Origin of the sequence: Acinetobacter sp. AC1-2 (assembly GCF_016124155.1) — a bacterium.
Taxonomy (GTDB): Bacteria; Pseudomonadota; Gammaproteobacteria; order Pseudomonadales; family Moraxellaceae; genus Acinetobacter; species Acinetobacter calcoaceticus.
The window spans coordinates 1333411-1358128 of the sequence record NZ_JABFFO010000001.1 but is presented as its reverse complement, the minus strand read 5'-3'; the positions used below and the strand labels follow the sequence as shown (position 1 = coordinate 1358128).

Here is a 24718-nt window from a genome sequence, read left to right as displayed (position 1 = left end):
ATAATCAAAACTGGGGCTTTCTACAGCTTTTATGCAAAAAAACTAACCTTTTTTGATGTAATCATTTAAAATTGGCGCGTTTTTAAAATCATAAAGAGAGCTTTACATGAATTTTCAGCGTATGACTGACCTTAACTTAACAGGTAAACGTGTCCTTATTCGTGAAGATTTAAACGTTCCTGTCAAGAATGGTGTGATTACTAGCGATGCTCGCTTGCGCGCAGCATTACCAACTATTAAAGCTGCTTTAGAAAAAGGTGCAGCTGTGATGGTGTGTTCGCATCTAGGTCGTCCTGTTGAAGGTGAACCAAAGCCAGAACAATCACTTGCGCCAGTTGCTGCTTATTTAACAGAAGTATTGGGCCAAGACGTTAAATTGTTAACAGATTACCTAGATGGCGTAGAAGTTGAAGCTGGTCAAGTCGTACTGCTTGAGAATGTGCGCTTTAACCATGGTGAAAAGAAAAATAATCAAGATCTTGCACAAAAATATGCTGCATTATGCGATGTATTTGTTATGGATGCATTTGGTACTGCTCACCGTGCAGAAGCATCTACTGAAGGTGTAGCTCGTTTTGCTCCTGTTGCAGCAGCTGGTCCTTTATTGGCAGCTGAATTAGATGCACTTGGCCGTGCAATGCAAACTCCTGAAAAACCGATGGTTGCAATTGTTGCTGGTTCAAAAGTTTCAACTAAACTTGATGTTTTAAACTCACTTTCTAGTATTTGTGATCAACTTATCGTTGGTGGCGGTATTGCAAATACATTCTTGGCAGCTGCTGGTTTTAATGTTGGTAAATCATTATACGAAGCTGACTTGGTTGAAACTGCAAAACAAATTGCTGCGAAAGTAAGTGTTCCACTGCCTACAGATGTTGTGGTTGCCGATGCGTCGCAAATTAATTTTGAAGATTTCTTAGGTTCGTTAGCAGCAGCGCAAGCAGTTGTGAAGAAAGTAGAAGATGTAACATCAAACGATATGATTTTAGATGTTGGTCCGGAAACAGCTAAAGCATTTGCAAGTATTTTAACAACATCAAAAACGATTCTTTGGAATGGTCCTGTAGGCGTATTTGAAGTTGATCAGTTTGGTGAAGGTACTAAAGCACTTTCTCTTGCTGTTGCACAATCTGCTGGTTTCTCGATTGCTGGTGGTGGAGATACTTTAGCTGCGATTGATAAATATAACGTTGCTGATCAAATTGGTTATATTTCTACAGGTGGTGGTGCATTCCTTGAGTTTGTTGAAGGGAAGACTTTACCAGCAGTCGCTGTTTTACTTGAGCGTGCTTAATACTGTTATCTGAAAAATAAGAAGGGATTGGGTTACCAATCCCTTTTTTCATGGATAGGTCATTAAACTGTCATATATCTGCAATAAAATAGCGAGCATTAAATCACCAACTGTGGACAATAGTGATGAATTTAAAGCTTACATTTGCTGCTCTGTTAATTGTACCGATGATGTTGACTGCTTGTGCTAAGAAAGATGAAGCATCTCAGGCTGGACAAGAATCGGCAGCTTCTACAGCTGTTTCTGAAAAAGTAACGCCTGAGCAACAAGCAGCAATTGATGCAATTGATAAGCCAGTTTTAGATGAAAAGAATACCGATGTGGTTGAAGGTAGTGCACCGAGTGAGGCTGCTGCTTCAGAAACACATTAATTTGTTGTTTTTTGTTAAAAAATCCCTGCATATGCGGGGATTTTTTTTGAAATACTGTGATTTGTTGCTGAATTGAAATAAATGAAAGGGTAGAATAACCCGCACTACCTGGGAGGATATTATGGCACTCATTTCAATGCGCCAGCTCTTGGATCACGCTGCTGAACATAACTACGGCGTACCAGCATTTAACGTAAATAACTTAGAACAAATGCGCGCAATTATGCTTGCCGCGGATGCAACCAATTCACCTGTAATTGTTCAAGCATCAGCTGGAGCTCGCAAATATGCAGGCGCTCCATTCTTACGCCATCTTATTTTGGCTGCAATTGAAGAATGGCCACATATTCCAGTGGTAATGCACCAAGACCATGGTACAAGCCCTGATATATGTCAGCGTTCAATTCAACTTGGCTTTAGCTCAGTAATGATGGACGGTTCATTAGGTGTGGATGGTAAAACACCTACATCTTACGAATACAATGTTGATGTAACTCGTAATGTTGTTGCTTTAGCACATGCATGTGGTGTTTCTGTCGAAGGTGAGATTGGCTGTTTAGGTAGCCTTGAAACTGGTATGGCAGGCGAAGAAGATGGTGTGGGTGCTGAAGGTGTGCTTGATCATTCTCAACTTCTAACTTCTGTTGAAGAAGCGACTCAATTCGTTGCTGATACAAATGTTGATGCACTAGCAATTGCAGTAGGTACCTCACACGGTGCGTATAAATTTACGCGTCCACCTACAGGCGATATCTTGGCAATTGACCGCATTAAAGAAATTCATGCGGCATTACCAAATACTCACCTTGTAATGCATGGTTCGAGTTCTGTTCCGCAAGAATGGTTAAAGGTAATCAATGAGTTTGGCGGTAATATTGGCGAAACTTATGGTGTACCTGTTGAGCAGCTTGTAGAAGCAATTAAGCACGGCGTACGTAAAATCAATATTGATACTGATTTACGCTTAGCTTCAACTGGTGCGATTCGTCAGTTTATGGCTGAGAATCCATCTGAGTTTGATCCACGCAAATACTTTGCTAAAACAGTTGATACAATGAAGCAAATTTGTATCGATCGTTATGAAGCGTTTGGTACAGCTGGAAATGCTGACAAGATCCGCCCAATTTCTTTAGAGAAAATGGTTGATCGTTATAAATAATTCCCGTTAGGGTTTAATTTATAGAAACCGGTTATTTATATAACCGGTTTTTTATTAGTTAAATTTTATTCATAAAAAAACCTGTGATAGACACAGGTTTTGATGACGATAAAAGAACTTATTTCTGTAAGTTCTTTTTGTCTAGACTTGGATCTTTGATTTCTACATATGCATTTGCACGCACTTCGCGTAACCAGCTATCGATTTCGGTGTTAAATTGACGTTCACCTAAAATTTGACGTGCCATACGCTCTTGATATTCATGAGTCATATCTTTTTCACGTTTTTCAGTTACTTGTAAGATATGCCAGCCGAATTGAGTCTGGAATGGTTCGCTGATTTCACCTACAGGAATTTCCTGCATTTTCTTATCAAATTCAGGGACCATCGTACCCGGAGTTACCCAACCTAAGCTACCACCATCGCGCGCTGAACCCGTATCATTTGAATAGGTAGCTGCAAGTGTCGCAAAATCATCGCCAGCTTTTAAGCGTTTATAGATGTTGTCAATAATTTGCTTGGCATTTTCAAGGCTAACCACTTCAGAAGGTTGAATGAGAATGTGGCGAGTTTGAAATTGAGGTACTAAAGCTTTTTGCTCATTTTGTTTACGCTCAATAAGCTTTAAAACATGTACACCATCACGTACTGAAATTAAGTCAGTTGTTTGGCCGTCTTGTAATGGAGTAATACGTGCTGCAAGTTCAGCAGGAATGTCTGAAAGTGGACGGAACCCCATGTCAGCACCATCAACTTTTACATTTGCAGTTGAAAGTTTTTTTAATGCGTTTATATCATTACTTTGTCCAAGCTTTGAACGTACTTCTTGAGCCACAGATTGAACTTCCTGTGGATTATCACCAGCAATACGCATATGGATTACATGTGCTTGGTTGCCTAAAGCAGCTTGTCCCTGAGGTGACTTTAAGAAGTTTTCTACATCTTGATCACTAATTTTAATACGAGACATGACTTGTTGTTGGCGCAAACGATTAATCGCTAAATCTTCGGCGATTCGACCACGTAAACTTTCATAAGTCCCTGGCGCCATAGCATCTAATTTTTGCTGGAAGGCTTCTAAACTTTTAGTTCCAGATTGACTTGCTACTTTTAATACGGCTTCATTTAAGCTTTTTTCATCAGGTTTGATACCATATTTTTTAACTTGCTCAAGTTGTGCCTGACGCAAGATTAATTGATCTAACACCTGAAATTGTAAATATTGCTGAGGTGGAACCTCTTTTTTTTGTGCTTGTAGTTCGTGAGCGGCTTCAGCCATCCCCTGTTGAAGATCGCTTTTTAAAATTACGCTATTGTCCACAATTGCCACAACTTCATCAGCGGGTTGGGCAAAACTATGCATTGATGAAGAGATTAGGGCAGCAAGGGTAGTTGCTTTAAAAAACTGTTTAAGATGCTTTGTCTTCATTAACGTTGTGTCCAAGATTGATTAATTTTGTTAAAACCTAAAACGCGATTTTCAAGTAAAGACGCGAGTTTATTGTTTAAACCACCTAAACCTTTTAGTGTAATTTCGGCCATAATGGCGCGTTTTTCACTAACATCTGGAGATTTTGGATCATCTAGGTCGTTGTAATATGAGCGGCCATAGACTGAAATACCCCAGCAACATGATTCATAGTTAACGCCTAATAAAATCTCACGCGCAACATCGTTATCCATGTCGTATTGTACGTGCCCCATAATACGCCAATTGTCTTTAATTGGTTGTATAAACGATGCAACAACCTGATCGTAAGTATCTTGACGGCCTACAATATCTTTGCGATAGAAATAGCCTAAGTTGTATAGATTTCCTTTATCTCCAGTATAATAAACCTGAAAATCACGCTGAGCGTTATCACCATTAGACATCCATGCTGAGTTGGCTGCGATAGTGAAGTTTTGATTTAACTGGCTTGTTAAACTTACAACTGGACCAGTATTGCGTTCGGTATCAATCTCGTCTTGTTGCGTTAATGTCACACGGCGGTCTTCAAAATAATAACTTTGACCAACACTTGCACGTAAACGTTCTAAGCCTACAGTGTCAAAAAGACTATAACTTACGCCAAGTGATAGAAAGTTGTTGTCTTCAAGACGGTCATGTCCGTAGAAGCGGTAAGGGTTAAATAATTGATCGTAACTTACTGATGCTGAAGTTGAGTCAAAATTTGGATAATTGTCTTGGTTTTTATATGGAGCATATGCATAAAATGCACGAGGGGTAAGTGTTTGTAGGTACTTGCCCTCACGTTCAAAATTCAGTCCAGTGTCCAATGTGAATTGAGGTACAACGACTGATTTATTTTCAGAGCCACCAGGATTATTTAACTGAGTGTCTTTGTCATAGAATGTTTGAATAGAACGTACTGAAACTTCAGGTATTACAAATGCTGCTGGTGTGCGGTAGTTGTAGCGCGTTGCAAACTGGTTGTAGATACGTGTACCACTACTTTCCTGAGCAGAATCATCATTAATTGATTTCTTAAAATAAGCAGTATCGTTATTGAATTCGTATTGTAAGCCTAATGGATTACCAGTAACGTAATTTAATAAGAATTGTGGCAAGCGCGCATATGGTTTTTTTGCATCTTCAACTTCAGGATCAAGTGTCTGGAAATCTTCGACTTTAAGCTGAGCTTTTAAACCAGGAATACCATGTTGGTAGTTAAGTTCCCATGCTCTACGTAAGTTTAGGTCTGTTTTAGAGTTAGGACTGCTATCTAAATCTGAAAAATAGTCTTTATCTGAAGCGTAGTTATATTCGAGATTAGTTGACCATTGATCGTTGATATCCCAGTTATGTAAGAAATGGAAATCTTTACGATCTTTATCATCGTATTCTTTGTCAGATGGCAACATGCCACCCCACATTTCACCCGCACCAAAACCATCGGTTAAGTATCGAAAGTCACCTTTTAGCATTGCACCACGGTCTGCTAAATAACGCGGAGTCAGTGTCAAATCATAGTTAGGTGCAAGGTTTAAATAAACTGGAACAGAAAGCTCAATACCACCATCGTTTGAGAAACCAAACTGTGGGTTGAGAATACCTGTAGTTCGGCGATCATCAATCGGGAAGTTAAAGTAAGGAACTGCTAGAACAGGAACGTCTTTAACATACAGTTTTGTCCCCCGAGTTACACCACGCCCAGTTTCCTGATTTAACTCAATTTTATTTGCCTGAATTTTCCAACCCGGTTTTTGACCCGGTGGGCAAGTCGTATAGGTTGCATCGTTAAGAACCATGACATTTGGCGATGTTCTTTCGATTTTGCCTGCATGACCATGGGCATGTTGTTGTTCAGAAATATAAAAACTATTTTCTAAATTACCAGTCTGGTTTTTTAGGTTGTAATTAATTTCGTCACTCTGTGAAAGTAATCCGCCTTGAGCGAGTTGTACTCGGCCTTGTGCATGTGCAAAGGTTTGGGTCTTATCAATCGTAACCTTGTCAGCACGAACCGTGCGTCCTTCCTGATCAATAACGACGTCGCCTTCTAAAACAGAGTCACCGGCAGGATTATAATGTCCATAGTTAGCCGTAACGACAGAAGTCGTTTTGTCGGCATCTTGAGCTTTGGTCTCAGGGTTAATCGGTGTAACCCATGTACCCTGGCAAAATGCCGAGCTTAAATATTTATTGTCACGAAGCTGTGCCTCAGGAGCTGATTTATCAACATAATACTGTTGAAAGAATTCTTGACCTGGGTAGGCTTCTTTGATACTCGCTTTAAGTTGATTATTGTCTATATTGGAGACAACATCAGCTGACTCAGCATAACTTGATTGTATGGAGCCACATAAGAGCGTAAAAATAGCTGTCGCTAAAGGATTAAATTTAAACTGATGCTTCATTGTCTCATTAACCAAGTATGCTAATTCACAATTAATTATTGTCGCATCATAGAGAAAAAGTTTATAAGTGGCTACACTTAACCCTTCAAAAATCTCAGCTTGTTTTAGATTTTATTGCAAATGAATACACAACGTGAACAATTGATATATACATGGCTTACATCTGTTCTTGAAAATGATCAATTTAAGATCGCTTTTTTGGCAGGTGATGCAAGCTTCCGCCGTTATGCGCGTATCCAGTTACAAAATAAAACGTATATGCTCATGGATGCCCCTCCAGAAAAAGAAGACTGTGTTCCGTTTGTGACCATTGACGAATTTTTTGCAGGCCATGGTGTACGCGTCCCTCAGATCGTCGCGAAAGATTTAGCTCAAGGTTTTCTGTTATTGGAAGATTTTGGTGATGTGCTGTTGTCGACATTATTAAATGATGAAACAGTTGATAAATATTATGAACAAAGCTTTAAACAGCTGATTCATTTGCAGTCTGTGAATGGTCAGGAGCAGTTTCCAGCATACTCCTATGAGAAATTGTTAACTGAAATGAAGCTGTTGACTGACTGGATGCTGCCATCTTTGCAGATTACTCCGAATGCGAGCCAGCAACAGGTGATTGATGATGCTTTCGATGTGTTAGCAAAAACTGCATTGGCTCAGCCGCAAGTGATTGTACATCGTGATTTTCACAGTCGTAATTTGATGAAAATTGCAAATGAACTAGAGCTTGGAGTTATTGATTTTCAGGATGCGGTGATTGGTGCAGATACTTATGATCTAATCTCGATTACTCGTGATGCTTATGTTCAGTGGAATGCAGAGCGTGTGTATCAATGGTTTAGAGTCTTTTATGACTTGTTACCAGAGTCTGCGAAACAGAACCGTAGTTTTGAACAGTTCAAACGTGATGCAGATTTAATGGCTATTCAGCGTCATATTAAAATTTTGGGCATCTTTGTGCGTTTGTTTGAGCGCGATGGTAAATCAGGTTATTTAAAAGATTTACCGCGTGTAATGTGGTATTTGATTGAAGAAAGCCGTGGTTATGCTGAACTTGATGAGTTTATGTTATTCATAAATAACATCGTTATGCCGAAGTTTATCGAGAAATATGGTAACTACGAGGTAGCAGCATAATGAAAGCAATGATTCTTGCCGCTGGTTTGGGTAATCGTATGCGTCCACTTACGCTATATACACCAAAGCCTTTGCTTGAGGTAGGTGGTAAGGCGCTTATTGTGTGGCATATTGAAAAACTTAAGAAAATTGGTGTGACCGAAATCGTCATCAATTCTGCATGGTTGGCCGATAAACTCATCAGCAACTTAGGCGATGGCTCTCAATTTGGTGTTGATATCCGTTGGACACGAGAGGATGAAGGGCTAGAAACAGCTGGTGGAATTATTAATGCTTTGCCACTGCTTGGAACAGATCCGTTTATTCTGGTGAACGGAGATGTATGGACCACAATGGATTTTGAAGCCCTACGCCATATTAAGCTAAATGATGATTTAGCACATCTTGTGTTGGTTGATAATCCTAAACAGCATCCTGAAGGCGACTTTACATTGTTCGATGGACGCACTTTTACATTCGATCAAGATGTGACAGGTGAGAACCTCACTTTTAGTGGTGTGTCCGTTATCCATCCTAAGCTTTTTGATGGATTGGAACCTGGTAAACGTCCTTTAGCTCCACTGTTGAAGCAAGCGATGCAGAACCAAAAAATATCTGGTGAAAAACTTAAAGGTGCATGGGTAGATGTGGGAACGCCTGAGCGTTTAATGGAGCTAGATTTGCAAATTCGTGAAGGCTTCTACGATTAACTGTGTAATCCCTAATCGTTAACTAGTGTTCCACGATGCATAAATGGGTATACTTTGTTTTAAATTTTACTTAGATGTTATCTGTTTATGCATCCGTTTTTTCAAGAGTTACAACAGGGTAGTCAAAAATTAGGTTTATCGCTTAGCGATGAAGCTTTGGCATTATTGTTAAAGTATCAAGATGCTTTGGTACTTTGGAATAAAGCATATAATCTGACAGCAATTCGTGATCCGAAAGAAATGTTAGTGAAGCATTTGTTGGATAGTCTAAGTATTTTAAATGACTTACCTGAAGGTAGACTGCTTGATGTGGGTACAGGTGGTGGTATGCCTGGCATGATTATTGCTCTTTGTCAGCCACAACGCCAATGTGTTCTTTTAGATTCTAATGGTAAAAAAATTCGTTTTTTGAAGCAATTTATTGCTGATCTTAAATTGAGTAACGTTGTGGCAGTACAAACACGTGTTGAGAATCAAGATACAATTGATGAGCTTGGCCAGTTTGACATCATAACAAGTCGAGCTTTTGCTTCTTTAACGGACTTTGTAGATGCGGCTCAGCCATACCTTCATCAGAGCAGTATAATCGCAGCGATGAAAGGTGTAGTGCCAGTTGAGGAAATTGAGCAGCTCAAGCAGGACTTTTCATGTAAAGTGATTGAACTGCGCGTACCAAGACTTGATGAACAACGTCATTTACTTTTACTTCAACGTATCTAAATAAAAAGTATTAAGGTTACCATGGCTCAAATTATTGCGATTGCAAACCAAAAGGGTGGTGTTGGTAAAACAACGACTGCAGTAAATCTTGCAGCGTCTCTAGCTGTATTAAAAAAACGTGTATTACTTGTAGATATGGACTCACAAGGTAATGCTACGATGGGGTCTGGTATTCAAAAGAACGATCTTTTGTATTCAATTACAGATGTTCTTCTTGGCGAAGTTCCAATTGAAACAGCCATTCAAAAAGCAGAAGTTGGATATAAAGTTTTAGGCTCTAACCGTGAGCTTTCAGGTGTAGAACTCGCTATCGCAGAGCAAGAAGGTCGTGAATTCATTCTAAAGAATGCTTTGAATGAAATCAGAAACTCATTTGACTATATCATTGTAGATTGTGCTCCAAGCCTGAGCTTGATTACTGTCAATGCTTTGGCAGCTGTAGATAGTGTAATTATTCCAATGCAATGCGAATATTATGCGCTAGAGGGTTTGGCTGATTTAACTCAGACCATTGATCGTATTCAAAAAGCACTCAATCCCGATTTAGAGATTATTGGTGTACTGCGTACGATGTACGATGCACGAAATGCTTTAACACGTGATGTATCTGCAGAACTAGAGCAATATTTCGGCAAAAAACTTTATGATACTGTTGTTCCACGAAATGTTCGCTTAGCAGAAGCACCAGCACATGGTTTACCTGTTATCTATTTCGAAAAAAGTTCTAAAGGTGCTGTTGCATACTTAAATCTTGCAGCTGAGATGTTAAAGAGAAGTAAAGTGAAGAAAGGAAGTAAAGTATGAGCATCAAAAAACGCGGATTGGCTAAAGGACGTGGTTTAGATGCATTACTTGGTTCAATTCAAAAAGAAAAACTACAACTGGAAGCACAGGCGTTAGACCACGGACAGTTAAAACAAGTTGATGTGAATTTACTGAAACGTGGTGAATATCAACCACGTCGTTTTATTCATGAGCATGATTTACAAGAGTTGGCATCGTCTATTGAAAAACATGGGGTGATGCAGCCTATTGTAATCCGTCCAGTTGATGATGAAGCTCATCCATTTGAAATCATTGCGGGTGAACGTCGTTGGCGTGCAGCACAAATTGCGGGCTTAACTGAAATTCCAGCAATTGTTCGTGATTTAAATGATCAGGTTGCAATTGCATTAGCGTTAATTGAAAACATTCAGCGTCAAGATTTAAATCCAATTGATCAAGCAATCGCTTTACAGCGCTTTCATGATGAATTTGGTTTAAGTCATCAAGAAATTGCTGACACGGTTGGTAAAGCACGTACCACTGTGAGTAATCTATTGCGGTTATTGAGTTTAGCTGATGATATTAAAGATTTCATGCAGCAAGGCCAGCTTGATATGGGACATGCTCGAGCAATTTTGACATTGAAAGGTAAAGATCAATTAGAAGTTGCTAAAATTGTAATTGAGAAAGGATTGTCAGTTCGTCAAACAGAGCAATTGGTGCGTGATAGAAGTGAGCCTAAGCAGGAGAAAGAAAAAGCGCCTGTAGCACCAGATATTGAGCAATTGACACAAAAATTATCAGAGCGTTTTGGCGCTAATGTAAAAATTGATCATAACCAAAAAGGTAAGGGTAAACTTGTTATTCATTATCATACCTTGGATGAGTTAGATGGCATTTTAAATATTTGTTTGCCAGAATAATTTGCAGTTGGGTCATGTATTTCTAATTTTATATTCTTGGGGAAGAACATATGTGGGAACTTGTGAGAGCGGGTGGCTGGTTGATGCTGCCTTTAATTCTATGCTCGATTTTAACTGTTGCGATCAGTATTGAGCGTTTTGTTCGGTTAAGACGTTCACAAGTTCTACCCGAAGCATTAAGCGGTAAAGGCTCTTTAAGAGCTGAAGATATCGTGGAAAGTTTAGAACAAAATGTAGAAGCGCAAAGTAGCGCATTAGGACACATTTTAAAAGCAGGTTTTGAGCATCGCGAGCATGGTGAGCAATTTGCTCGTGCGCAAATGGAAGTGGCAGCTTCTCAAGAAATTTCCTATTTAGAAAAAAATATTAATTTTTTGGGCACTCTAAGTGCTGTAGCACCGCTGTTAGGGTTGCTTGGTACTGTAGTGGGAATTATTGAGTCGTTTCTTGTTATTGATTTTGGATCGGCTGGCAGTCCAAGTTTAATGATTCCTGGTATTTCTAAAGCATTAATAACCACAGCTGTAGGAATGTTAATTGCGATTCCTGCTTTAATTGCTTATCGCTACTTTCAAAGAGTAGTGCAAGATTATATTGCCGAATTAGAACAGCAATCGACCTTATTTCATGCCTCATTGTTCTATAAGCGTTCTTCGTCTGTAGCTGAACACCGCCGTGTTGGTTAGGAGGTGAAAGCCAGATGAAATTTAAACGTTCTCAGGTTGAAGACATTCATATCAATTTAACGCCTATGATTGATTGTTTGTTGTTCATTTTGGTTTTTTTATTGCTGTCGACCACTTTTAATCAGCCAAGTCGCATCAATCTAACATTACCAGATGCACAAGGTGTTCCACCAAAACAGTACGATCATAAAATTGAAGTCGTGGTAGACTCTGCTGGTCATTATGCTGTGAATGGTCAAGCACTTTCGTCTAAAGAGGTTGCTGATCTGAGTACTGCAATTAAGCAAGTTGCTCAAGAGCACCGTGATTTTATGTTCATCATTGCTGCGGATGCCAAAGCGTCTCATCAGGATGTAATTCGCGTTATGGATGTGGCAGGACAACTCGGTTTTGTTAACATCAATATTAGTACCAAAGTTCCTTCTAGAGGTTTTTCTGAGTGAATCAAGATTTTAAGGTTTATACGCGTCTCATAGCCTATTTAAAACCTTATTGGGGCGTGGCCTTATTAGTACTTATCGGGTTCGGTATTAACTCAGCAACAGAAGTTTCCGTTGCTAAATTGATTAAATTTATTATTGATGCAATCCAAAACAACAGTAGAGCAGATTTGGATTGGTTCCCGTTACTAATTATTTTATTAGTATTCTTTCGCGGCTTAGGCCTATTTATGGGCGGCTACTATACTGCGGTGATTTCACGCAGTTTAGTTTTTAGTATTCGCCAGGAAGTTTATGCGAAACTTTTAAAACTCCCAGCACAATATTACTTAGATAATTCATCTGGCCATATTACTGCCAAAATTATGTATAACGTTGAACAGTTAACAGCTGCTTCTTCTGAGTCATTAAGAACCATTGTTAGGGATGGGATGATTACTCTGGGGTTGTTAGGCTATCTGTTTTATACCAATTGGCGTCTTACGTTATGTATTTTTGTATTTTTACCGGTGATTGGCGTATTAGTGCGTAAAGCTTCGAAACGTATGCGAAAGCTTTCGTTACAGGTACAAGATACTATGGGTGATGTGAACCACGTCGTCCAAGAAAGTATTAATGGTAATGCTGTAGTAAAAAGTTTTGCTGGTGAAGAATCTGAACAAAAACGTTTCTATAAGTCATCGGAAGAGAACTTAAAACGCGGCTTAAAAATGGTAATTGTACAAAACCTGAATAGTCCGGTTGTTCAGGTGGTAATGGCTTGTGCTATGGCTCTTATTGTATGGTTGGCTTTACGGCCTCAGATTTTAGGCACTACAAGTGCTGGTGAATTTGTAGCTTACCTTACAGCAGCTGGTCTGTTAGCAAAGCCAGTTAAAAGCTTGACTGATGTTAATGAAAAGTTACAACGTGGTTTAGCAGCAGCTCATTCTGTTTTTGAATTACTAGATTTACCTGAAGAGCAAAATAGTGGTCAATTGAAGCCTAAATTAAATGGTGCAATCCGTTTTGATCATGTGACATTAAATTATGCTGATGGTGTATCAGCTATTAAAGATTTTTCTTTGGATATTCTTCCAGGTCAAACTGTGGCGTTGGTTGGTCGTTCAGGGGCTGGTAAAAGTTCATTAGTTAACATGTTGGTACGTTTTCAAGAAGTATCGAGTGGACAAATTTATTTAGATGATTTGCCAATTAATGATATTGAGCTTTCTAGTCTACGCACGCAAATTGCAATGGTAAATCAACAAGTTATATTGTTTAACCGTACTGTTCGTGAAAACATCGCATATGGTCAGTTGGAAGGTGCATCAGATGAAAAAATCTATGCAGCGGCAAAAGCAGCCTATGCACATGACTTCATTATGAATTTACCAAACGGTTATGATACTGTTTTAGGGGCACAAGGTCTAAACCTATCAGGTGGTCAGCGTCAGCGAATTGCAATTGCTCGAGCAATTTTAAAGAATGCTCCAATTCTAATTTTAGATGAAGCTACAAGTGCTCTCGATAATGAATCTGAACATTTTATTCAGCAAGCATTTGATGAAGCAATGCAAGATCGCACAACAATTGTTATTGCTCACCGTTTATCAACAATTGAAAATGCTGATTGTATTGTAGTGATGGATCAAGGACAAATTGTTGAGCAAGGTACTCATCAAGAACTTCTTGAAAAACATGGTGCTTATTATCAATTACATCAGCGTAATTTTGAGGATAACTAAGCATGTCATTGGCCCAGCTGATCCAGAATGCATGGAATAAGCAATCGAGTTGGTTGATTGCTTTACGTCCATTATCTTGTTTGTATCGTGCTGGGTTTCTATTAAATCGTAATTTTTATACTGCTGGTTTAAAGAAAGTTTATAAAGCACCTGTACCTGTCATGGTGATTGGCAATATTACGGTGGGTGGCAGTGGGAAAACTCCATTATTAATACAACTGGTGAATTATCTACAACAGCATAATGTCAAAGTTGGAGTAATTAGTCGGGGGTATGGTGGTAATGGTCCTTTTCCAATGCTGGTTACTTCGGGTGCTCAAGCAACTCAGGTCGGAGATGAGCCTGCATTAATTGTTCAATCGACGAGTGTGCCAATGGCTGTGGGTCCTAATAGGCAGGCTGCAATAGAGCTCTTGATTGCATCAACACCACTAGATTTAATTATTAGTGATGATGGTTTGCAGCATTGGGCATTGGGGCGACAAATCGAGTGGATTGTACTCGACCAGAGTCGTGGCTTAGGAAATAAAAAACTATTGCCTGAAGGATATTTAAGAGAGCCAGTTGAGCGTTTAGAAACTGGAACAGTAATTGAACATGCGTATAAACCAACTACAGAATTAAATATGCATCTTGAGACTGGACAGCCATATTTACTCAATCCTTCGTCAAGGGCCGAGCACAGCTTTAATCCTCAAAGTAATTATCATGCTGTAGTGGGTATTGGCTTTCCACAGCGTTTTTATCAAACACTTAAAGATTTAGGCCTAAAACAGTTTCAAGAACATGCATTTCGTGACCATCATGATTACTCAATCAATGATTTAATTTTTAATGATGAACTGCCACTTATTACAACTGAAAAAGATGCAGTTAAATTATTACCATTGCTTGAAAAAAATCCGGAATTTAAACAGCCTATTTGGGTTGTTCCTGTTAAAGCTATCCTGTCTATAGAGTGTTATCAGGTTTTAAAACAGCAACTGCAAAAACTTGATATCCAATTATCTTAGGAAGAAAAAATGAAACACATCGTCATTCCAGCACGCTTCTCAAGTTCGCGTTTGCCAGGTAAACCATTGTTGCTTATTCATGACCGTCCTATGATTTTGCGTGTGGTGGATCAAGCAAAAAAAGTCGAAGGCTTTGATGATCTATGTGTGGCAACAGATGATGAGCGTATTGCTGAGATTTGCCGTGCAGATGGTGTGGACGTTGTGCTTACGAGTCCTGATCATCCGTCAGGAACAGACCGATTAAGCGAAGTTGCTCGTATTAAGGGGTGGGCAGCAGATGATATTATTGTGAATGTTCAGGGGGATGAACCTTTATTGCCAGCTCAGCTTGTTCAACAAGTTGCAAAACTCTTGGTTGATAAACCAAATTGTTCAATGTCTACGTTGTGCGAGCCTATTCATACCTTAGATGAATTTCAGCGTGATAGTATTGTAAAAGTAGTCATGTCTAAGCAAAATGAAGCGTTATATTTTAGCCGGGCAACCATTCCGTACGACCGTGATGGGGCTGCGCAGGCAGAGCCAAGTTTACATAACCAAGCATTTCGCCATTTAGGTTTATATGCCTATCGAGTGAGCTTACTGCAAGAATATGTGACTTGGGATATGGGTAAGCTTGAAAAGTTAGAAAGTCTTGAACAATTACGTGTTTTAGAAAATGGACATCGCATTGCGATTGCTGTCGCTCAAGCAAATTTACCTCCTGGTGTGGACACTCAAGCTGATCTTGATCGCTTAAATAAAATGCCTGTCGAATCTTTTGAATAAGCGTTAATTTTTAATGAATCCGAATGTAACCTCAAAGGTTTATCCTTGGCAAAAAACAACATGGGATACCTTAACAACAAGGTTTCCCAATATTGGACATGGCCTATTATTTTATGGCAAGCAAGGCTGTGGGAAACATGCTTTTGCTAAGCATTTTTTGGCATGGGTGCTTTGCCTTAATAAGCAGCCCCATGGCGCTTGTGGTGAGTGTAGCAGTTGTCAATGGTTAAAATCAGACACTCATCCCAATTATGTCCATATCACAACAGATGAAGAAAATAAAAAGCAGAATGCAAAAATAAAAATCGAAAAGATCCGAGATTTACTGCCTTTCGTGCAACAAACTGGAGAAGGCTGGCGCGTTATTCTTATTGAGCCTGCTGAAGCTCTTAACTTGGCATCATCGAATGCGCTACTAAAAACTTTAGAAGAACCCGGTGAACGTGTTGTTTTAATTTTATTGGCTGATCATTATCTTAAATTACCAGCCACTATTCGTAGCCGATTGCAGCATTTTGCTTTAGATCGTATTTCATATGAACAGGCTACTTCATATTTGGATGAGCATTTATCTGAACTTGCAGAAGTACAACCTGATTTATTACTTGGTCTATCTAATGATATGCCTTTGCAAGCAATAGAAATTGCAAAAAGTGATTGGTTTGCTAAACGACAGATTTTCTTAAATGACTGGCTAAAAATTGTAGCTCAAAAAAATATGCCTCTATTTTTCTCAGGAAAATGGCAAAAAGAATTAAGTTTTAATGATTTTATCGTACTTTTTGAATACTTGTTGGGAGATTTAATTTGTGTCAAGCTAAATCAGCCACAAAAAAATACTGATTTAGATTTTGATCAATTAAGTCCATATTACGATTTAGAAAGCTTATTTAATATTTATAGTGAAGTACAACAAGCAAAAAAGCTTGTTGAGCAAAATGTACAAAGTCAACTTATTATAGATCAATTGTTTATAACGTTAATGAATATTTAAGGGGAAGATTATGCAACCGCAAATGGGGGGGATTATTCAGGTAAATATTCCTGATAGAGCTACTTTGCAAGCAAGCTATATGGGATATGTGCAAGGTGGAGGCCTATTTGTACCATCAAAACAAAAGGTAAAGATGGGACAAGAAATTTTCATTTTAGCTACTTTACCTGAGCAGTCTCAAAAAATTCCTCTCACTGGTAAGGTGATTTGGATATCGCACAAGCAAAGTGGATTTAAACCTCAAGGTTTTGCTATTCAATTAAGTGGAGATAAGGGAATTTACTATAAAGCTGAGGCAGAAAGAGTTTTGGCTGGTAGTATGTCTCTAGATCGTCCAAGTTATACCATGTAATCAAATAGGATAGAAAAGTGTTTGTTGATACGCATTGCCATTTAACGATGTTAGATTTAACGCCTTATAACGGTGATCTGGACCTTGCGCTCGCTGCAGCGCGAGCAGAAGGAGTGTCTAAGTTTATGGCAATTTCCGTTGATCTTGATGACCATATTGCACTAGCAGAAATTGCAAATAGGCATGAAGACGTTGGTTATACGGTAGGTGTGCATCCTTGTGAAGATGTAGATACGATGGCACGTGCAACGACCGAGCACTTGATTGAATTAGCTCAATCAGAAAAAGTATGGGCTCTGGGTGAAACGGGACTGGACTATTATCACAGTACAGATTTTGTTGAAGAACAAAAGGCATGTTTTGCAAGACATATCCAAGCTTCGAAAATTGTAAAAAAACCAGTCGTCGTTCATACGCGTTCAGCAAGGCATGATACGGTAGATATTATCCGTGCAGAACATTCCACGCATGGAATTTTGCACTGTTTTACCGAAGATTGGGAAACAGCTAAGGCTGTACTGGATTGTGGTTATTACATTTCTTTTTCAGGTATTGTGTCATTTAAAAATGCACAAGACTTGCGTGATGTAGCTAAACAAGTGCCACTAGATCGACTTTTAATTGAAACAGATAGCCCTTATTTAGCACCTGTTCCATACCGCGGTAAAACAAATGAACCAAAATATGTGCCTTATGTAGCCAAAGCGCTCAGTGATGTATATGATAAATCGGTTGAGGAAATTGCAATGATCACCTCACAAAATTTTGAGAACTTGCTAAAAGCGATTTAAGTTATAGAAACTATATAAGAGAGTAATTGCGTGAAGATGGATCGTCAGGCTCAGTTCCGAGCAAGAGAAGTATTAATATTTCAGGTTGCGGAGCAATTATTGCTAGAAAATGGCGAAGCCGGAATGACACTTGATGTCTTGGCTGCTGAGCTTGATTTAGCAAAAGGAACTTTGTACAAACACTTTCAAAGTAAAGATGAATTGTACATGCTATTGATTATTCGTAATGAAGGTATGTTACTTGAAATGGTTCAAGATACTGAAAAGGCCTTTCCAGAACACTTAGCCTTTTTCATGTTGCATCATTTACATCATCCTGAGCGGACAGTTTTATTTCATCAAATTGAGGAAAAACTTTCGATTACAGCTCAAGGTGTGCATCACCTTTTTAATGAACTTTATCAGGTGCGTAAACAGCGATTACGAATTATCATTCGCATGACAGATCACTATTTAGAATCTATTCAAAGCAATATGACAACTCGAGATTATCTGGCATCTATTTGGTCATTAACTCATGGTGCAGCAGCTATTCTTAACTCAAGTTTTTACCAACGGTATTTAGGTTCAAGGGACACATTAAGAGTGGCTTATATTGATCAGGCATTAGCCTTACCTAAACAAGCTGTTGAACAATATGCTTAATAGGTCGATATGAAATCTCCATCACCACCTAAATCACAAAAAGGTTTTACCCTCATTGAAGTGATGGTGGTGATTGTTATTATGACGATTATGACCTCTCTCGTTGTACTCAACATAGGTGGGGTTGACCAAAAGAAAGCGATGCAAGCAAGAGAATTATTTTTGCTTGATGTACATAAAATTGGTAAAGAATCACTTGATCAATCTCGTGTTTTAGCTTTATCTACTCTGAGTGAGACTGATGTTTCCCCATTTTCCTATGAACTGTATGAATACCACGATCAGAGTAAATTACAGGTCCAAGATTTAAAAAACCGCTGGCAGAAATACCCAGAATTTACTACGCGCCAATTGCCTAAACATGTATCGTTTACAATACAGCCTCTAGATGGGCAGAACTATTCAAAAGCGACTAATACAGATTTAGTTGGAGGACAGGCTCCTCAGTTAATCTGGTTTGGAAATGGTGAAGCTAAAACAGTTAAAATACAGTTTTACTTTGAACAAAAACCAATTGGTTCAGAAATACAAATTGATCATTTGGGTAAAATAAATGAAATCTAAAGGCTTTACTCTATTAGAAGTAATGGTAGCTTTAGCAATTTTTGCAGTAGCTGCTGTCGCGTTAACTAAAGTGGCCATGCAATATACCCAATCTACCTCAAATGCAATTCTTAGAACAAAAGCTCAGTTTGTGGCAATGAATGAAGTAGCCTTAATGGAGATAAATCAAGAATGGCTTCAAGGTACTCAAAGTAAGCAGGTTACTTCTCAAGGGGAAACTTGGCAGATTGATAAATCAGCAGAATCCACAATCAGCCCGAATGTTCAGAAAGTAGATTTACAAATTAGCTTATATGATTCTGATAAAGGAAAAGTTCAAAATGGTATTACCCATTTGGTGTTTTTTAATTATCCAATGAAAGCAAAATAATGATAAAAAATAGATATCTTCGCTCTCGAATCACAGCTTCACGTCTTGCAGCACGATCGGAGCAGATGATGAGGGGTTACTCCGAGCAAAGCTCTTCGTCTTGCGCTCAGACAAAGCTTCGCTTTGTTAATCCTCGCTCAGGATTTACTTTAGTTGAGCTTTTAGTCGCAATTGCAATTTTTGCTGTTTTATCTTTGTTAGGTTGGAAGATTTTTGATTATTTATTAAAAGTCCGTGATCGTAATGCTCAACATGAAGTGCAGCTATTTGAATTACAAGATGCGTATCAACAAGTTTTGCGAGATACATTACAAATTATACCCTTATCGGCAAATCAAGGGGGGCAGCTTCATCCAGCATTAGAACTTGATAATCAAGTTCTTCGCTTTAGTAAGGCTGGTGTTACTGATCCTTTAAAACAAGGGTTATCACCTTTTGAGCGTATTGAATATCGATATGATCCTGATCAAAAAAAGCTTTATCGTCTTAAATATAGCAATTTAAATACTTCAAACAGAGAGCAACCTTTATCTAGCACTTTGTTGAGTCAAGTTGAACAGTTTCAAATTATGGTGCTCACGCCACAAGAAGTGACAAAGTGGCCAGAAATTAATATTGATCCCACAAAGCCAGAAGAGTTTAGAAAACTGCCGAAAGGAATAAAAATACAACTCACAGTTGCTGGTGTAAGTTATGAGTGGATTTATAGCTTAAACCAAGGGAATTTATCGCTCTCCAAACAAGGAGGAGCATAATGTTGCACTATAAAAAGAGCCAGCAAGGTGTAGCTTTGCTCACAATTTTAATTATGGTTGCATTGGCTACAATTTTAGCTGCCTCTATTGCAAAGCATCAAACCAATACGATGGAAAACACTGGTTATTTAATGCGTCAAAATCAGTCATTACTCTATGCAAAAAGTGCAGAAGCTTTTTTTTCTGAGTTATTAATTCAAGATGCAAACAATGCAGGTGGCGTTGATCATTTAAAGGAAACATGGGCACAGCCAATGCCACCTTTTCCAATAGAAGATGGAGCTGTATCAGGGCGGTTACTAGATGAGTCAGGCAAATTTAACCTAAACAATTTGACGACGAATGAAGGCAAGGTAAACGAAGCTGCTAAAAATTGGTTTGAGCGATTACTTGTACGTGTAGGCTTACCAGCAGAATTAAGTCAAGCAGTCATCGATTGGCAAGATCCAGATGACGAACCATCTGGACCTATGGGAGCAGAAAGTAGCTATTATGAAGGTCTTGATCCTAGCTATTTAGCTTCAAACGCTAAATTTCATCGCATTGAAGAGTTGAAATTAGTAAGAGGTTTTGACGGCAAGAAATATGATTTAATTGCCCCTTATATTTCGGCATTACCCGAGAATACAAAAGTGAATATTAATACTGCTTCACCATTAGTCTTAGCGAGTATTGATGAAAAATTAGATGTAGGAGCGGTAGGAAAAGAACTTCAAATGCGCCAACAAAATTTAAAATTCTTTCAAAATGTTGATGAATTATGGCAATTGAATGCTTTTTCAACAGTCGATACTCAAAAGAGAACTGAGGTGAATAGCCTGTTAGATGTAAAGTCGAGTTTTTTTCAAGCACAAATTGAGGTAGTGCTTAATAATAGAAAAAGACAATTTACAAGTGCACTCATGCGTAATGATAAGCAGGTTTATGTTTATTCTAGAAATATGTCACCATTTAACTAGTTGAAAAATTGTAATTTATTTGTTTGGGTGATGTCGTTGAAAAGTCGTTTTTATGAATTTCTCTAATGGGCATAATAGAATAAATATAAATTTTCCATATGCTTATCTTCAATATTTCTTCACAAGTCTTATCATACTTTTCGCTAATTGTTTCTAATTGAAAAGTGGTGCGAAGTTTTTGTCTTTTGCTTTATAATAATGTTCTTAGAAGGAATGATCGATTTGGCACATGTTAATTCGCAAGTTATTTAAGTTTGAAAATGCACATGTTGTACGTAACTGTACATCGGATCGTTGTAAGCGATCAATTCATGGACATAGCTATAAAGTCGAATTATTGCTTAAAGCTTCGAAATTAGATCATGGACAAATGGTTTATGATTTTGGGCTTTTAAAAGGGGTAATAAAAGACCTTATTGACAGCTTTGATCATGCAATCTGTTTTTGGGAAAAAGATGATTCTCAATATATTGATGCTTGTCAGACTTTTAGTGCTCGCTGGATTTCTTTACCGGTTTCACCCTCAGCCGAACAGTTCTCTCGTATTTTCTTTTATTTAGCTCAGCAAGTTTTGCAATCAACAATCACTCAAAATGGGGAAGGTGATGTTGAGGTTTATTCAGTTATTGTTCATGAGACCGATACTGGATATGCGCAAAGTTTTATTGAAGATATTCAAAACGAACAAATGGGTATCTTAAGTCTTGATGGAATTGTTTTTTCAGAACAAATTCAGATAGAGTGGGCAAATCCGCAAATGTATGAAGACTTGAAAAAAGGGATGAAATTTAATAATCCTCAAGTTGATTTGCAAGTCGAAGTGTAAATCGAATTACTCTATTTGTAGAATTGAAAATTGATCTAGGATGACATTAATGCAATTAACTGAGCAACAGCAAGATAAACTCAGTAAAGTTCAATTAGAAGAAAGCTGGAAAATATCTTTAGCACCTTTTTTGTTAAGTCCTCAAATGGATAATTTGCGCGATTTCTTATTTCAAGAGAAGCAAGCACAAAAAATAATATATCCACCGAGTAAACAAATCTTTAGTGCTTTAAATACGACACCATTGGCTGATGTGAAGGTCGTTATTCTGGGACAAGATCCATATCATGGACCGAACCAAGCGAATGGATTAAGTTTCTCTGTTCAAAAAGGTATTGCATTACCACCATCTTTACGTAATATTTTTCATGAATTGCAGACAGATTTGGGTATTCCAGCTCCTCGCCATGGTGACTTAACGAAATGGGCTAAACAAGGGGTGCTTTTACTGAACAGCGTGCTTACTGTTGAAGCTGGGCAGCCAACTTCACATCAAAAGCAAGGTTGGGAAGCATTTACTGATGAAGTCATTGATGTTTTGAATGAGCAAAGAGAACATGTGGTATTTATTTTGTGGGGTGCTTATGCACAGCGCAAAGGACAACGTATAAATAGAGATAGACACTTGGTTTTAACCGCCGCACATCCATCACCTCTTGCTGCAAATAGAGGTGGTTTTTTTGGATGCAAAGTGTTCTCAAAAACAAATCAATATTTGAAACAACATGGCATTGAGCCCATAGACTGGCAATTGGACGCATGATGAACTCTCCCAATGTAAATAACTATCACCCGGACTTGGTGGTTGAAGAAGCAAAAAACGGCTGGCGTATAGTACGTTTGAATCGTCCTAAATCATTGCATGCTTTAGATGAGTCAATCGTAACGGCATTATTACGTGTATTTGAAGATTTTCGTGATGATGAGAGCGTTAAAGCAATTTGGTTAGATTCAACTACACCAAAAGCTTTTTGTGCAGGTGGCGACGTTAGAAAATTGCGTCAACTTGTTATAAATCAAGAAGTAGATACTGCGAATAAATTTTTTCAGCAAGAATATGCTTTAGACTTACTCTTACATAATTATGCTAAACCTGTGGTTGTTTGGGGTGAAGGCTATGTTATGGGTGGTGGTTTGGGCTTGTTTATGGCAGCACCATTCCGTCTAGTAACCCCATATTCTCGTTTGGCAATGCCTGAGATTAATATTGGTTTATATCCAGATGTTGGGGCGAGTCGTTTCCTGGCAGATCGTGGTCCAGTAGGTTTATTTACTGGTTTAACTGGTTCAATCATGACAGCCGCTGGAGCATATAGCATCGGTTGGGCAACACATATTTGTGAAGCACAGCGTGATAATGTTTTGCAAAAAGTTTTAAATATTAATTGGGCTCATTATCCTGCAGGGGATTTTCGCGCAATTGATGATACTTTAAATAGTTTGCATCGTCCTGTTGCGGCAGGTCCATTGCAAAACTCGCTAGATGTGATTCATAGCGTTTGCCGTGGTTTTAATTTTGAACAAGATTACCAAGCTATTGTTAGCTTGCGTGATGCTAGCAGTGATTGGCTCCGCCAAGCGAGTGAGAACTTGCAAAAAGGATCTCCTAGTACTGCGGCAATTACTTGGTTGCTTTGGCAATGGGGTAAACAAATACATTCTTGGGATGAGGTCTTTGATTTAGAAGCTCAGATTTCTGAGTGGAAAATTCGTCATCCTGACTTTGTAGAAGGTGTCCGTGCACGCTTGGTTGATAAAGATTTATCACCAGAATGGAAACCATGTGAAGACCTAAGCCTAAGAGGTATATTAGCTGATTGTCCACCAGTTACCTCAATAGATAGCTGGAATGCTTTGCTTAGACAACATGGTGTGATCACCTAAAATACATGACTGAATATAGTGATGAATATTGGATGCAGCTTGCTTACGAGCAAGCTGAATTAGCCGCTCAGCAGGGTGAGATCCCAGTTGGAGCGGTTGTGGTGAGCCAAAATAGAGTGATTGGATCGGGATATAATGCTCCAATTAGTCTGTTAGATCCAACTGCACATGCAGAAATTCAGGCTATTCGTGCAGCGTGTTTATCATTAGAAAATTATCGATTACCTGAAGATGCAACTTTATATGTCACTCTTGAGCCGTGCACAATGTGCGTAGGAGCATTAGTACATGCAAGAATCAAACATGTGGTTTTTGGTACAACAGAACCTAAAGCAGGTTCATTGGTAAGCGCTCGACAGTTACTACAACATGGTTATTACAATCACAAATTTACCTTTCAGCATGGTTGTTTACAAGAAAAATGTGCCCAACAACTCAGTCATTTTTTTAAACAAAGACGTGAGCAAAAGAAACTAGAAAAACAACAAAAAACGTCCTTAAATGATTAAAAAGTAACATGAGCTTATGGCACACTAACGCGATTTTACTGCCATGATTCTATTTAATAAGGAACACCCATGCGTAATGTAATTACCGTAAAAAAAGAATTTAATGCTCCACTTGATGATGTATTTAACTTGCTCTCTAAACATTCAACTTATAATACTGCTTTTGCACCGTTACAAGTTGTACGTGTAAAAGACTCAGCAGATTCTAAAAGACCTGATGGTTTAGGCTCAGTTCGTCGTATGGGATTTGGTCCAATTAAACCACTTAAAGAAGAAATTATATTGCTTGAAGAAAATAAAAGCATTGAATATAAATTAATAGACAATCCTTTGATTAAACACCATTTAGGTCGAATCGAGTTTTCTGAAATTACCCCATATATAACTTTAGTTACATACCGCATCGAGTTAACAGCAAAAGCTCCAGTGGTAAGTAAATTAATCCTTGCACAGCTAAAACTAGCCATTACACTAGGCTTTTCGAGATTAGCTAAAGCAATTGCTTCTTAGTGAGAG

Annotated in this window: 28 protein-coding genes; 26 read left to right on the top strand and 2 right to left on the bottom strand. The window is 38.5% G+C overall.

Annotated elements, in window-relative coordinates; all coding sequences use genetic code 11:
• Nucleotides 1-106 precede the first annotated feature (106 nt).
• The 3 genes from HL290_RS06270 to fba all read left to right on the top strand — a co-directional run bounded on the left by HL290_RS06270 (nt 107) and on the right by fba (nt 2824).
• Nucleotides 107-1294 (top strand): phosphoglycerate kinase, encoded by a 1188-nt coding sequence (locus HL290_RS06270; protein WP_198495938.1) that lies wholly within the window; start codon nt 107-109, stop codon nt 1292-1294.
• Nucleotides 1295-1419: 125 nt separating this feature from the next.
• On the top strand, nt 1420-1665 hold the full coding sequence (locus HL290_RS06265) for a hypothetical protein (RefSeq protein WP_005041128.1): 246 nt from the start codon (nt 1420-1422) through the stop codon (nt 1663-1665).
• Nucleotides 1666-1786: 121 nt separating this feature from the next.
• On the top strand, nt 1787-2824 hold the full coding sequence (gene fba, locus HL290_RS06260) for a class II fructose-bisphosphate aldolase (protein ID WP_003651441.1): 1038 nt from the start codon (nt 1787-1789) through the stop codon (nt 2822-2824).
• Between the two features lie 118 nt (nt 2825-2942).
• Here fba and HL290_RS06255 read toward each other — a convergent pair whose 3' ends face one another.
• Both HL290_RS06255 and HL290_RS06250 read right to left on the bottom strand, forming a co-directional pair.
• The gene (locus tag HL290_RS06255) at nt 2943-4253 is read right to left on the bottom strand and encodes a peptidylprolyl isomerase (RefSeq protein ID WP_198495937.1); all 1311 of its coding nucleotides are present in this window, start codon (nt 4251-4253) and stop codon (nt 2943-2945) included.
• Complete coding sequence (locus HL290_RS06250) at nt 4253-6685, bottom strand: LPS-assembly protein LptD (RefSeq protein WP_198495936.1); 2433 nt, start codon at nt 6683-6685, stop codon at nt 4253-4255. The genes HL290_RS06255 and HL290_RS06250 overlap by 1 nt, the downstream gene beginning before the upstream one ends.
• A gap of 120 nt (nt 6686-6805) precedes the next feature.
• Here HL290_RS06250 and HL290_RS06245 point away from each other — a divergent pair, with 120 nt between their 5' ends.
• The 23 genes from HL290_RS06245 (at nt 6806) to HL290_RS06135 (ending at nt 24712) form a co-directional block, all read left to right on the top strand.
• The gene (locus HL290_RS06245; protein ID WP_198495935.1) at nt 6806-7819 is read left to right on the top strand and encodes an aminoglycoside phosphotransferase family protein; all 1014 of its coding nucleotides are present in this window, start codon (nt 6806-6808) and stop codon (nt 7817-7819) included.
• Nucleotides 7819-8508 carry an N-acetylmuramate alpha-1-phosphate uridylyltransferase MurU gene (gene murU / locus HL290_RS06240; protein WP_198495934.1) on the top strand — a complete coding sequence of 230 codons (690 nt, stop codon included), beginning with the start codon at nt 7819-7821 and terminating at the stop codon, nt 8506-8508. Before HL290_RS06245 ends, murU begins: the two co-directional genes overlap by 1 nt.
• An 87-nt stretch (nt 8509-8595) precedes the next feature.
• Nucleotides 8596-9228, top strand: coding sequence for a 16S rRNA (guanine(527)-N(7))-methyltransferase RsmG (gene rsmG / locus HL290_RS06235; protein WP_198495933.1), 633 nt, complete (start codon nt 8596-8598; stop codon nt 9226-9228).
• Between the two features lie 21 nt (nt 9229-9249).
• Nucleotides 9250-10032 carry a ParA family protein gene (locus tag HL290_RS06230; protein ID WP_003651453.1) on the top strand — a complete coding sequence of 261 codons (783 nt, stop codon included), beginning with the start codon at nt 9250-9252 and terminating at the stop codon, nt 10030-10032.
• Nucleotides 10029-10916, top strand: coding sequence for a ParB/RepB/Spo0J family partition protein (locus HL290_RS06225; RefSeq protein ID WP_016138313.1), 888 nt, complete (start codon nt 10029-10031; stop codon nt 10914-10916). The genes HL290_RS06230 and HL290_RS06225 overlap by 4 nt, the downstream gene beginning before the upstream one ends.
• A 50-nt stretch (nt 10917-10966) precedes the next feature.
• The gene (locus HL290_RS06220; protein ID WP_005041113.1) at nt 10967-11602 is read left to right on the top strand and encodes a MotA/TolQ/ExbB proton channel family protein; all 636 of its coding nucleotides are present in this window, start codon (nt 10967-10969) and stop codon (nt 11600-11602) included.
• A 14-nt stretch (nt 11603-11616) separates the two neighbouring features.
• Complete coding sequence (locus HL290_RS06215; RefSeq protein ID WP_004642621.1) at nt 11617-12045, top strand: ExbD/TolR family protein; 429 nt, start codon at nt 11617-11619, stop codon at nt 12043-12045.
• Entirely contained in the window at nt 12042-13769 is a 1728-nt protein-coding gene (msbA, locus tag HL290_RS06210; protein ID WP_045432725.1) for a lipid A export permease/ATP-binding protein MsbA, read from the top strand. Before HL290_RS06215 ends, msbA begins: the two co-directional genes overlap by 4 nt.
• A 2-nt stretch (nt 13770-13771) precedes the next feature.
• Entirely contained in the window at nt 13772-14782 is a 1011-nt protein-coding gene (gene lpxK / locus HL290_RS06205; RefSeq protein WP_198495932.1) for a tetraacyldisaccharide 4'-kinase, read from the top strand.
• 9 nt (nt 14783-14791) lie between these two features.
• Nucleotides 14792-15553: a 3-deoxy-manno-octulosonate cytidylyltransferase gene (kdsB, locus tag HL290_RS06200; RefSeq protein ID WP_017390561.1), complete on the top strand. Its 762-nt coding sequence runs from the start codon at nt 14792-14794 to the stop codon at nt 15551-15553.
• 13 nt (nt 15554-15566) lie between these two features.
• The gene (locus tag HL290_RS06195; protein WP_005041101.1) at nt 15567-16547 is read left to right on the top strand and encodes a DNA polymerase III, delta' subunit; all 981 of its coding nucleotides are present in this window, start codon (nt 15567-15569) and stop codon (nt 16545-16547) included.
• A 10-nt stretch (nt 16548-16557) separates the two neighbouring features.
• Complete coding sequence (locus tag HL290_RS06190) at nt 16558-16899, top strand: PilZ domain-containing protein (protein ID WP_003651467.1); 342 nt, start codon at nt 16558-16560, stop codon at nt 16897-16899.
• Nucleotides 16900-16916: 17 nt separating this feature from the next.
• Entirely contained in the window at nt 16917-17690 is a 774-nt protein-coding gene (locus tag HL290_RS06185) for a TatD family hydrolase (RefSeq protein WP_198495931.1), read from the top strand.
• A 36-nt stretch (nt 17691-17726) separates the two neighbouring features.
• Nucleotides 17727-18335 (top strand): TetR/AcrR family transcriptional regulator, encoded by a 609-nt coding sequence (locus HL290_RS06180; protein WP_198496397.1) that lies wholly within the window; start codon nt 17727-17729, stop codon nt 18333-18335.
• 9 nt (nt 18336-18344) lie between these two features.
• Entirely contained in the window at nt 18345-18899 is a 555-nt protein-coding gene (locus HL290_RS06175) for a type II secretion system protein (RefSeq protein ID WP_198495930.1), read from the top strand.
• On the top strand, nt 18889-19269 hold the full coding sequence (gspI, locus tag HL290_RS06170; protein ID WP_003651473.1) for a type II secretion system minor pseudopilin GspI: 381 nt from the start codon (nt 18889-18891) through the stop codon (nt 19267-19269). The genes HL290_RS06175 and gspI overlap by 11 nt, the downstream gene beginning before the upstream one ends.
• Nucleotides 19269-20024 (top strand): type II secretion system minor pseudopilin GspJ, encoded by a 756-nt coding sequence (gspJ, locus tag HL290_RS06165; RefSeq protein WP_198495929.1) that lies wholly within the window; start codon nt 19269-19271, stop codon nt 20022-20024. Before gspI ends, gspJ begins: the two co-directional genes overlap by 1 nt.
• A complete protein-coding gene (gspK, locus tag HL290_RS06160) occupies nt 20024-20983 on the top strand; it encodes a type II secretion system minor pseudopilin GspK (RefSeq protein ID WP_198495928.1) in 960 nt (319 codons plus the stop codon). The genes gspJ and gspK overlap by 1 nt, the downstream gene beginning before the upstream one ends.
• Nucleotides 20984-21212: 229 nt before the next feature.
• The gene (locus tag HL290_RS06155) at nt 21213-21809 is read left to right on the top strand and encodes a 6-pyruvoyl trahydropterin synthase family protein (protein WP_003651480.1); all 597 of its coding nucleotides are present in this window, start codon (nt 21213-21215) and stop codon (nt 21807-21809) included.
• A gap of 49 nt (nt 21810-21858) precedes the next feature.
• A complete protein-coding gene (ung, locus tag HL290_RS06150) occupies nt 21859-22572 on the top strand; it encodes a uracil-DNA glycosylase (RefSeq protein ID WP_198495927.1) in 714 nt (237 codons plus the stop codon).
• A complete protein-coding gene (locus HL290_RS06145) occupies nt 22569-23693 on the top strand; it encodes an enoyl-CoA hydratase/isomerase family protein (protein ID WP_003651483.1) in 1125 nt (374 codons plus the stop codon). Before ung ends, HL290_RS06145 begins: the two co-directional genes overlap by 4 nt.
• A gap of 5 nt (nt 23694-23698) precedes the next feature.
• Nucleotides 23699-24202 (top strand): tRNA adenosine(34) deaminase TadA, encoded by a 504-nt coding sequence (tadA, locus tag HL290_RS06140; RefSeq protein ID WP_198495926.1) that lies wholly within the window; start codon nt 23699-23701, stop codon nt 24200-24202.
• Nucleotides 24203-24271: 69 nt separating this feature from the next.
• Nucleotides 24272-24712, top strand: coding sequence for an SRPBCC family protein (locus HL290_RS06135; RefSeq protein WP_198495925.1), 441 nt, complete (start codon nt 24272-24274; stop codon nt 24710-24712).
• Nucleotides 24713-24718 lie beyond the last annotated feature (6 nt).

Bases quoted from the DNA above. Each gene is read 5' to 3' on its own strand.
- HL290_RS06270 (WP_198495938.1), top strand. From the start codon at position 107: ATGAATTTTCAGCGTATGACTGACCTTAACTTAACAGGTAAACGTGTC.
- HL290_RS06265 (WP_005041128.1), top strand. From the start codon at position 1,420: ATGAATTTAAAGCTTACATTTGCTGCTCTGTTAATTGTACCGATGATG.
- fba (WP_003651441.1), top strand. From the start codon at position 1,787: ATGGCACTCATTTCAATGCGCCAGCTCTTGGATCACGCTGCTGAACAT.
- HL290_RS06255 (WP_198495937.1), bottom strand. From the start codon at position 4,253: ATGAAGACAAAGCATCTTAAACAGTTTTTTAAAGCAACTACCCTTGCT.
- HL290_RS06250 (WP_198495936.1), bottom strand. From the start codon at position 6,685: ATGAAGCATCAGTTTAAATTTAATCCTTTAGCGACAGCTATTTTTACG.
- HL290_RS06245 (WP_198495935.1), top strand. From the start codon at position 6,806: ATGAATACACAACGTGAACAATTGATATATACATGGCTTACATCTGTT.
- murU (WP_198495934.1), top strand. From the start codon at position 7,819: ATGAAAGCAATGATTCTTGCCGCTGGTTTGGGTAATCGTATGCGTCCA.
- rsmG (WP_198495933.1), top strand. From the start codon at position 8,596: ATGCATCCGTTTTTTCAAGAGTTACAACAGGGTAGTCAAAAATTAGGT.
- HL290_RS06230 (WP_003651453.1), top strand. From the start codon at position 9,250: ATGGCTCAAATTATTGCGATTGCAAACCAAAAGGGTGGTGTTGGTAAA.
- HL290_RS06225 (WP_016138313.1), top strand. From the start codon at position 10,029: ATGAGCATCAAAAAACGCGGATTGGCTAAAGGACGTGGTTTAGATGCA.
- HL290_RS06220 (WP_005041113.1), top strand. From the start codon at position 10,967: ATGTGGGAACTTGTGAGAGCGGGTGGCTGGTTGATGCTGCCTTTAATT.
- HL290_RS06215 (WP_004642621.1), top strand. From the start codon at position 11,617: ATGAAATTTAAACGTTCTCAGGTTGAAGACATTCATATCAATTTAACG.
- lpxK (WP_198495932.1), top strand. From the start codon at position 13,772: ATGTCATTGGCCCAGCTGATCCAGAATGCATGGAATAAGCAATCGAGT.
- kdsB (WP_017390561.1), top strand. From the start codon at position 14,792: ATGAAACACATCGTCATTCCAGCACGCTTCTCAAGTTCGCGTTTGCCA.
- HL290_RS06195 (WP_005041101.1), top strand. From the start codon at position 15,567: ATGAATCCGAATGTAACCTCAAAGGTTTATCCTTGGCAAAAAACAACA.
- HL290_RS06190 (WP_003651467.1), top strand. From the start codon at position 16,558: ATGCAACCGCAAATGGGGGGGATTATTCAGGTAAATATTCCTGATAGA.
- HL290_RS06180 (WP_198496397.1), top strand. From the start codon at position 17,727: ATGGATCGTCAGGCTCAGTTCCGAGCAAGAGAAGTATTAATATTTCAG.
- HL290_RS06175 (WP_198495930.1), top strand. From the start codon at position 18,345: ATGAAATCTCCATCACCACCTAAATCACAAAAAGGTTTTACCCTCATT.
- gspI (WP_003651473.1), top strand. From the start codon at position 18,889: ATGAAATCTAAAGGCTTTACTCTATTAGAAGTAATGGTAGCTTTAGCA.
- gspJ (WP_198495929.1), top strand. From the start codon at position 19,269: ATGATAAAAAATAGATATCTTCGCTCTCGAATCACAGCTTCACGTCTT.
- gspK (WP_198495928.1), top strand. From the start codon at position 20,024: ATGTTGCACTATAAAAAGAGCCAGCAAGGTGTAGCTTTGCTCACAATT.
- HL290_RS06155 (WP_003651480.1), top strand. From the start codon at position 21,213: ATGTTAATTCGCAAGTTATTTAAGTTTGAAAATGCACATGTTGTACGT.
- ung (WP_198495927.1), top strand. From the start codon at position 21,859: ATGCAATTAACTGAGCAACAGCAAGATAAACTCAGTAAAGTTCAATTA.
- HL290_RS06145 (WP_003651483.1), top strand. From the start codon at position 22,569: ATGATGAACTCTCCCAATGTAAATAACTATCACCCGGACTTGGTGGTT.
- tadA (WP_198495926.1), top strand. From the start codon at position 23,699: ATGACTGAATATAGTGATGAATATTGGATGCAGCTTGCTTACGAGCAA.
- HL290_RS06135 (WP_198495925.1), top strand. From the start codon at position 24,272: ATGCGTAATGTAATTACCGTAAAAAAAGAATTTAATGCTCCACTTGAT.